Consider the following 9,034-nt stretch of genomic DNA (forward strand, 5'->3'; position numbering starts at 1 on the left):
CGAAGCCGAAGTACACTTCACGTCGAAGGGCACGAAAGCGCAGTCCGGGATTCCGGTTCGGTCGGTTGTGGTGGCAAAATAGCGGCCACCTCTTCACCCCGACAGCAGCAAGGGCGAAAGCCGGTCTTGATCCCGCGCATCGTATAGTCCTTCAAGGTGTGGCAATCCGGATCGGTGAAGAGGAATAGTTCTCTGCCTCGTGGTTCACGACCGCCCTCTGCAGCGCCGCGATGACCTTCTTGCCCTTCCCGGATCTCAATCATCCATTCCACCCTCTTGAAAACAGTTTTATGCGGTGAAATCAAATCGTTATGGCATCAACTAAGGGGGCCCAAAATCTCCCTTGCCGGGCCAAGACCCACCATGTCGATAGCCAGCGCGCATGACCGCGAGCACGGCCTGCGGATTGAAACGTGACTTGGCAGGGATGATTGTGAAGCTGAACCTCTACCGCCGGATTTCGATTTCGCTCGCATCGGCCAATGCCGCGCCATTGTCCACCAGCACGCTTGCCCTCGTTTCTTGTCGCGCCAAAGAACCGCCTCACCCGCGCCGGCAGAGGCCACACGCTATGAGGATTTCACGTATCGGAGCGGCGATGCGACGGAGCCATCCCTTATCGCTTGGGGCGGCGTCGCCTGTTCATGCGAGCAATTCATCGGCCGCAATAACGGCCTGCGCGAGTGCATCAACGTCTGCATGCGTGTTGTAGAGCGCCAATGACGCACGGCACGTTGCTGGCACACCGAACCGCTTGATCAACGGCATCGCGCAATGCGTGCCGGCGCGCACTGCAATCCCCTGCCGATCGATGATCGTCGCGACATCGTGGGGATGGACGCCCTTCAGCTCGAAGGAGATCAGCGGCCCTTTGTCCTTCGCCATGCCGATCAGCCGCAGCGACTTGATTTCACCCAAGCGCTCGTGCGCGTACTCGGCAAGATCCTGCTCATGGGCGGCGATGCGCGCCTTACCGATCGAGTTGACATAGTCGATGGCGGCCCCCAGTCCGATCGCCTGGACCATCGGCGGCGTGCCGGCCTCGAACTTGTGCGGAGGATCACCATACGTGACCCGGTCCTGCGCCACATCACGTATCATCTCGCCCCCGCCATTGAAGGGCCGCATCGCAGCAAGCAGCTCATGCCTGCCGTAGAGCACACCGATCCCGGTCGGCCCGTAGAGCTTGTGACCGGTAAGGACGTAGAAATCGCAACCGATGTCCTGCACGTCCGCCGGCAGGTGCACGGCGCCCTGCGCACCGTCGACCAGCACTTTGATGCCGCGGGCGTGCGCCAGCTTGACCACATCCTTGACCGGCACGATGGTCCCAAGCGCGTTCGACATGTGCGTGATCGCGACCAGCTTGGTGCGGGGGGTGAGGAGCTTTTCGAAGTCCTCGATCAGAAAATCGCCATCGTCGTCAACCGGGGTCCATTTGATCACGGCGCCGTGACGTTCCCGCAGAAAATGCCAAGGCACGATGTTGGAGTGGTGCTCCATGATCGAGAGCACGATATCTCGTCGCCAGTGCCGATATTCAGCTGCCCATAGGAAGAGGCCACGAGGTTGATCGCCTCGGTGGCATTGCGGGTGAAGATAATCTCTTCCGAACGGCGGGCGTTGACGAACTGCGCCACCTTGGTCCGCGCCCCCTCATAGGCTTCGGTCGCGACATTGGCGAGGTAATGCAGGCCGCGATGCACATTGGCATATTCACTTGTATAGGCCCACATGAGGCGGTCGAGCACCGCCCTGGGTTTCTGGGCCGAGGCAGCATTGTCGAGATAGACGAGCGGCTTGCCGTACACCCGAATGGCAAGCGCCGGAAACTCCTCACGAACGCGCATCACGTCATAAGTGGAACCGCGAACGGCCGGATGCGTGCTCATCGCCGCGTCTCCAGCCAGCGCGCGACCCGCGCGCTCACGAACTCCCGCAGAGCACAGTCTGCGATCTCCTCGATCGCCTCGCCGAGAAACGCCTGGATCAAAAGCGCCTGCGCCTCCTTCTCGGGCAGGCCGCGCGCACGCAGATAGAACAAGAGGCTGTCGTCGAGCGCGCCTGATGTCGCGGCATGGCCGCAGGTGACATCATCCGCGAAGATTTGCAGGTCCGGCTTGTTATCGGCCTTGGCTTCGTCAGACAGGAGCAGCGCCCGCGTCATCATCGTGCCCTGCGATTTCTGCGCGTTGAGGATGATGCGTCCCTGGAACACGGAATGGCCGCGATCGTCCACCACGCAGCGGAAATTCTCTTCGCTCGTGCAACGAGGTGCGGCATGATCAATCACCAGCGTGGTGTCCCCGTGCTGGGTATCCTTGAGCAGGTTGACGCAGTTGAGGGAGAGATCGGACCGCGCACCCGCCAATGTAATGAAGCCTTGGTAGCGAGTGACAGTTCCGCCATAGGTCATGTTGAAGGAATTGACCGTCGCTTTCTCATGGACTGTGATCATGCTTGACGAGATGTTCGTGGCGCCAGCTGCATCAGCCACCACGCGCAAATGCGAAAGATTCGCTCCTTCCCCACTCTGGGCGATCACCGCGTCGTGAACCTGATAGGCGCTCGCGCCATCGGCAGCAACAAAGCTTTCGACCAGGGGCGCCTGTGCGCTCTTGCCAAGTTTCAGATGCGAGCGTGTGAACGCAGACGATAAAGCCTGAGTCGCGACGTGAATGATCTGGATCGGACGGCTCAGCGCGACACCATCGCCAAGCGTGACCACGACACCGTCAGTCACCATCGCGGCATTCAGTGAGATCATCGGATCCGTCGTGAAGGTTATCAGCAGATCGGCCCCGGCGGATACTCCAGAAACTCAGGCACCGTCTTGACATCGACGCCCTCGCCGAACGCCGCCAGGTCCGACAGGTCAGGCGCGAACACTCCGTCGACCAGCACCAGCTTAGCCGCGCCTTCGAGTGCCGTCTGTGCAACTGCCGCTTTTGCGCGCACCAGCGCGGCAACGTCCGGTAACGGCGCTAGCGGCAGGACCGCGCGCATCAGCACGCGAAGGTCAGTGTATGTCCACTCCTCAAGGCGCTGGTGCGGCAGGCCAGCGCGCTCGAATGCGTCGAAAGCGCGGGCGCGAGCATCGGCAACAGCTCCCGCCAGGTAACCGTCCGCGCGCGGCGTTAAAAACGTCTCTCGCCGGGCATTCGGGATTGGTATTCGCCAGAGCCAGGGTCATCGGAATATCCGCAACACGGCCAAGCCGCGTCTTCGGAAATTCGCATAGCCGGACGCTTCCAGCTCCAGCGCCAGTTCCTTGCCGCCGCTCTTCACGACACGGCCCTTCGACATCACGTGCACGACGTCAGGCACGATGTAATTGAGGAGCCGCTGATAATGGGTGATGACGACCATGGCGCGCCCCGGCGAACGCAGCGCGTTGACGCAGTCGGCCGCAATGCGCAGCGCGTCGATATCGAGGCCGGAATCCATCTCGTCGAGGATGCACAGGCTCGGCTCGAACAGCGCCATCTGCAGCACCTCGTTGCGCTTCTTCTCGCCGCCGGAGAAGCCGACATTGACGCCGCGCTTGAGCATGTCCTGCGGGATGTTCAGCGACTTGGAGACCTCGCGAACCTTCTTGAGAAAGTCCGGAGTCGTAAATTCGCTCTCGCCGCGCGCTTTACGCTGCGCGTTCAGCGCGGTGCGCAGGAAGGTCATGATGGCAACGCCGGGGATTTCGACCGGATACTGGAAAGCCAGGAACACCCCCTTCGCGACGCGCTCTTCCGGAGGTCCTCGCCCTTGAACACGATCTGGCCGTCGGTGACCTCATAACCGGGCTTGCCGGCGATCACATGGGAGAGCGTCGATTTGCCGGAGCCGTTCGGCCCCATGATCGCGTGAATCTCGCCCTCGTTCACGGTCAGGGTCAGCCCGTGGAGGATCTCACGCTCCTTGACACGAACCTTCAGGCCTTTCACTTCAAGCAATGCCATTGTGTTGTTCCGTCTCCTCCTGAGGGGTACCGAAGGCGCGTCTCGAAGGATGAGGCCAACAATCAATCCGGTATCCATCCTTCGAGACGGCGGCTTGCGCGGCCTCCTCAGGATGGGGCCAGAGCTAGCCGACCGCCCCTTCCAGCAGGATCGAGATCAGCTTCTGCGCCGCCACTGCGAATTCCATCGGCAGCTGCTGGAGCCGTCCTTGACCAAGCCGTTGACGACGGGGCCGACTGCCTCCTCCTGGGTGAGGCCGCGCTGGAGCGCGCCCAGGTCGGCGCGATCATGGTCAGCCGGCGGCGACAGGCTTCGAGCCGCCACAGGAGCATCCAGGCCGGTTCGTTCTGTCTTCTGCGAGATGAATTTGACGGTATCTTCCGACAACCTCTTTGGAGCCTTTCGGAGTCGATCAAGGTCTCAAACCCATAACGATACTGGTCGACGTCGATGCGCTTCACGCACGCGATCGTCTCTTGTACGGCTACCATTGGCGCCTCCGCACGCGCAGAGACCATTCCGGCCACGTCCGGCAACGGTTATGGCGTCCCCCCTCGACCGTATAGGCCAGCGACTCAATCTGGCCTAACGCGGAACGGACCGTCACTCTAACCAGGTCACCAACAAGGAAGGCCGCAGGGCTCAACTGTGTCTCGACCGTGCTGCTGGTGCCGACCATGCGCATCGCCGCTCCGCTAAGCCGGGACACACGTGTTGGGAACCGGGCAGACAGCAGCGCATTGCGGCGTGCCGAAATGCCCCTCGCATTCGGTGCACGTCTTCGGATCGATCACATATACGTCGCGCTTGAGGTTGACTGCCCCGTTGGGGCAATCAAACTCACATGCGCCACAGGCGGTGCACTGGGACGCGACTATCTTGTACGCCATAATGGTGATTTCCTGAAAATGCGATGCCGGACGCCTTCTCCCCTTCAAGGCTCGTGCCAATGCCAACGCGCCATGGTTGGCGTATCTTTGGGTCTAGCGGGGTGTATGCGGCCGAGCAGTGTGTCCCAACCCCGACACTCGAGGCACGGGCTTGATCTCGAATGGCAGCACGCTCCGACGCTTTCGGAAGGCCCGCCCCTAACGAGGCATCTTGACTGTCTTTTTGATTTGCTCCTGCTGAAGCGCAACCTCGAAGCCCGTTATCCTGATAACCGACGGAGAGGCGATATCTGGGCGCTCCAAGCCAATTCTGCCGACGCTCGACGCCTTGCGCCGGTCAATATCCTGCTCTCGCTGCTTAAGCGGGCCTTCGAATGTCAGGAAATTTCTGACCCGGGCCCGCGGATGGACTTGAATCGTACGTAGCGTCAGATTGTAGGTTTTCCGACACGGGCTGCGAGACTCTCTCGGCCGCGCCAAACCATCCTGACAGCGAGCAAGAATTGCGAATGTCTGAAGCTCTTAAGGTTGCGCTGCAAACTCATCACGCGTCTTGCGGCGGCACGTTGTTGAAATGGCCGATGCGCCAGGCGGGAGAACCATCGCCGCCCGCCTTCGCCGGGAGCAAGTCGGTCACTCGGAGAGCAGGGATGGCCGTCTTCGCCTCGCCCCTGCCGGATGGGAGAACCATCAGAATTCAGGTTCCACATCCGAGGCTACGCCGGTATTCGTTAGGCGAGGTGAATGCAGACCACGCTGGCTCGCACCACATGCGTGACTGGTGCCAATGCCGGGATGCACCGGCCAATGTTCACGGTCTCTCGATAGGCTGCAGCGTCGGGAGCGCACGTGACTCGGTTTTGGGGATCGCCAGGGTTCGGCATGTGTTTTCGAAAGACGTATATTGTCGCGTTGGGAGCGTTGGCGGGCAAATGCGCGAGGGTATCGTCACGGCCCTCGATCCCTTCAATGATTCGGACCCTACCTGCTGACGCCAAGATCACCACGAGCGTCCGCAGCGGACGGCCGAAGGTACCAATAGGCCGATGGACGGATCGGATAGATTGGTCGTTGACGACTGTTGTTCTGCGTCAGTTCCGGCTTCCGGCGTTTACTCCAAAGGGAGAGCTTTACAAGAACCGCGTGGCCTCACGGTCGACGATGAGCCGCTCAATCATCCCGTCGTAGATTGGCGAAAGACGATGAAATGCGAACGCTACTTGTTGATCATCAAACCGCCTTTGCGCGCGCTGTCCAAGGAGCACTCGTGGAGTGTGGGTTCGCCGTCGATGTGACACGCACTCTGGACGAAGCGGCGGCAGCTCTTGATTGCGCATGCTATGACATTCTTCTTCTCGAACTGGCTCTACCGGATGGAGACGGCTTGGACTGGCTGAAGCAATTGAGGCGGAACGGAAAATCGATGCCCGCGATGGTGATAAGCGGGCTCAACGATCTCGATCTCCGAATTGCAAGCTTCAACGGTGGGGCGGACGATTTCCTGCCAAAGCCGCTGTCTACTGTTGAGCTCATCGCCCGGATGCGAGCCATTCTGCGGCGATCGAAGCAAATGACGGCCCCGCTCATCATATTTGGGAATGTCGAATTCGACCCGATTGCCCGGCAAGCCTGGGTGGACGGACGGCCGCTCCGCATCGCGCATCGTGAACTGTGCGTTCTTGAGTATCTGCTCAGCCATGCTGGGCGCACGGTGCCGCGCGCCTCACTGGAGGATAGCATCTATTCATTCGACCGTGAGGTCTCGACCAATGCGCTTGAGGCGGCAATCTATCGCTTGCGCGGACATTTGAGGCGATCCGCCGCGACGCTACGGATCAGGTCCGCGCGCAGCATCGGCTACTCTCTTGAATTAAATAGCGCGCATCCACCGCGCCATGGGTAGAACTTGAAAGCAAGACTTCCATCGTTTGTGACCATGATTCCCACGAAGATCGATGGTCAATCACCTTTGGCGCTCCTGGTGTTCCCCCTGCTCAATCCTTCTTCCCCTTTACGGCCCTTCTGCAAGGTTCACTTACTGCCGCAGCCCGGATCAAGCGGGACGCTCGACTGGCGTAGCCGACCGGCAGCGTGTTCCATCAAGACCTAGATGGACTGCTCTTCCGGAACTCTCCCCTCGTCGTCTGTCTCCTCTGGCGAACTGGGCCCAAACTTAAACCTGACTCCGTTTCAGCAGTAGCAGGTCACCTTATTTGTCCGAACGGCGGCGGCCATGCGGGAGGCGATTCATGTCGAGGCGATGCTTTTTCTACATCCGCCTTCGCGGAACCGTCTCGGTGGATGACGAACGCACTGAACTCGCGAGGGCGTTGGAAGCGGATGACTAGGGACCTCGGATCGCGAGTGAGATCAGCATGAATGATTGGCACTACCGCGAAGCCGACGTACTGGCGTGGATGCGGACGGCCGCATGATGGCGCGCCATCCGTTCATCGCAACCTGCAAAGCAAGGTCGCCAACCGGTCGCCCCTCAGAGCTAGACAATCAAACTCTGTACCACTCGCTGAGTGCCAGCTTACGGTCGAAACAGAGGTTTACAACAGCACCGCTCGATCGCAACTCTATCGAATCAGCATCCGAACTGGCCTACGAACCGTGCCCGGATGAACCGACAACGGTTATCGATCCGATTATAGAGTTCCGCCTGGCCGACCAACGTTCCACTCAGCAGACGTCGCGGCGACTTGGTTGCTTGACCTGCACCTGAACTGAGCGCTCCACGTTACGCCGAGATCTTGATCAAGAAGTCGCTGACCTGCCCCTGCAATGAAACGATATTGCTGCTCAAATTCTCCATCTTCCCAACGGCCTGCCCCGCCGATGAGCCAGAGGCACGCGAGGCATCGTTGAGTTGGTCAATATCTCGGGACGCTTCGCGCATATCTGCACTGATGTTGGTAATGCTTCGCGAGATGTCGTTCGTTACGATCGACTGCTCCTCGATCGCCGCCGATATGCTGTTGGATATCTCCTGCAACTTGTCGATGATGCCGGCGATGTCACTCATCGACGCAGTCGCCAGTTCCGTCCTTTGTTGAATGGCAAGAATTTGAGCATCAACCTCGCTCGTCGCTTTTGCAGCCTGCGCGGCAAGGTTCTTCACTTCCCCAGCCACCACTGCAAAGCCTCGCCCCGCTTCGCCGGCTCGCGCTGCCTCGATGGTTGCGTTGAGCGCCAGCAAATTGGTTTGCGAGGCTATGCCCTCGATCATTTGGACGACGCTGCTGATCTTCGCCACCGAAGCAACGAGCTCACCTAACGTTGCTTCAGCGTGTCCGGTCTTGTCGCGCGCGGTTTGCGAAATGTTCGCGGCCGTCGAAACTTGTCGGCTGATTTCCGCAATCGAAGCCGAGAACTCCTGAGCGGCCGAAGCAACGGCGGTCGAGTTTCCTTCGGTCTTTTTCACCATCTCTGTCATGGCTTCAGTGCGAAGACAGACATCGCCCGTTGAAGCTGTAATTTCCGATGCGACCGCGTGCATGTCCTGCATTGAGCTCGCCACAACGTTGACGACCCGCGACACATCGCTATCAAATCTCTTCGCAAGACTCAGCCTCTCTTCCCGCATCCGAACCAGGTCGGTTATATCCTGCCATACACACACGACTACCGGACGGCCGGTGAATTCCGAAACAACAAGACTTATCCTGACCGGAATGGAGGATTGATCTTTGCGCTGAAGCCACCATTCGATCGCCACGTGTCCCGACCGCGTCACAACCTCATTGGTCTGCTCGAACATCTGCGCAACAGTCTTGCCGTTCGGTTGAGGATCCAGCGAAAGCGAGGCGATACTCAACCCTTTCAACTCTTCTCCACTGGAACACCCGAGCATGTTGGCTGCAGCGTCGTTGGCGAGCACACACTTGTCCGCATCATAGACCGTGATACCATCCTTGATCGTTTCGAAAGCCTTGATCGCCATCGCTTCGTCCAAGGTCACTGCGGGCGCCTCTCCTCTCCTCGACGTCACGACGGAAAGGACCAACATAAATCCGCCAAGAACGAGCGCGCCCCAGAAGTGCGGTGATAGCAAGTCTGCATTAGCCGCAACCGTCGCTGCCGGGACAGACAATGCCAGAGCGAGACTTGATATCCGACTGTGCCACATATTTCTAATTCCCCAATTGAATCCGGCGCAAGTGGTCGTATCGAACCTCAATTAAGACT

At 59.6% G+C, this 9,034-nt stretch carries 3 protein-coding genes and 4 pseudogenes; 1 reads left to right on the plus strand and 6 read right to left on the minus strand.

Going from position 1 to position 9,034, the window contains the following annotated elements:
* Window positions 1-642: 642 nt before the first annotated feature.
* From I3J27_RS34370 to I3J27_RS34390, 5 genes and pseudogenes are all read right to left on the minus strand, one after another.
* Window positions 643-1,892 (minus strand): annotated as a pseudogene (locus I3J27_RS34370) (cysteine desulfurase).
* Window positions 1,889-3,193: pseudogene (sufD, locus tag I3J27_RS34375) on the minus strand (Fe-S cluster assembly protein SufD). The pseudogenes I3J27_RS34370 and sufD overlap by 4 nt, the downstream one beginning before the upstream one ends.
* Window positions 3,190-3,953, minus strand: a pseudogene (gene sufC / locus I3J27_RS34380) (Fe-S cluster assembly ATPase SufC). The pseudogenes sufD and sufC overlap by 4 nt, the downstream one beginning before the upstream one ends.
* A gap of 262 nt (window positions 3,954-4,215) precedes the next feature.
* A pseudogene (locus tag I3J27_RS34385) lies at window positions 4,216-4,444 on the minus strand (Fe-S cluster assembly protein SufB); the annotation flags it as partial.
* Between the two features lie 204 nt (window positions 4,445-4,648).
* Window positions 4,649-4,843, minus strand: coding sequence for a 4Fe-4S dicluster domain-containing protein (locus I3J27_RS34390; protein ID WP_270163283.1), 195 nt, complete (start codon window positions 4,841-4,843; stop codon window positions 4,649-4,651).
* Between the two features lie 1,207 nt (window positions 4,844-6,050).
* On the opposite strand from I3J27_RS34390, the gene I3J27_RS34395 reads away from it, so the two are divergent.
* A complete protein-coding gene (locus I3J27_RS34395; RefSeq protein ID WP_270163284.1) occupies window positions 6,051-6,746 on the plus strand; it encodes a response regulator in 696 nt (231 codons plus the stop codon).
* Between the two features lie 840 nt (window positions 6,747-7,586).
* Here the strand turns inward: I3J27_RS34395 and I3J27_RS34400 are convergent.
* Window positions 7,587-8,807, minus strand: a complete 1,221-nt coding sequence (locus I3J27_RS34400) for a methyl-accepting chemotaxis protein (RefSeq protein ID WP_270163285.1) — start codon at window positions 8,805-8,807, stop codon at window positions 7,587-7,589.
* Window positions 8,808-9,034: the final 227 nt, after the last annotated feature.

This window comes from Bradyrhizobium xenonodulans, from assembly GCF_027594865.1.
Taxonomy (GTDB): Bacteria; Pseudomonadota; Alphaproteobacteria; order Rhizobiales; family Xanthobacteraceae; genus Bradyrhizobium; species Bradyrhizobium xenonodulans.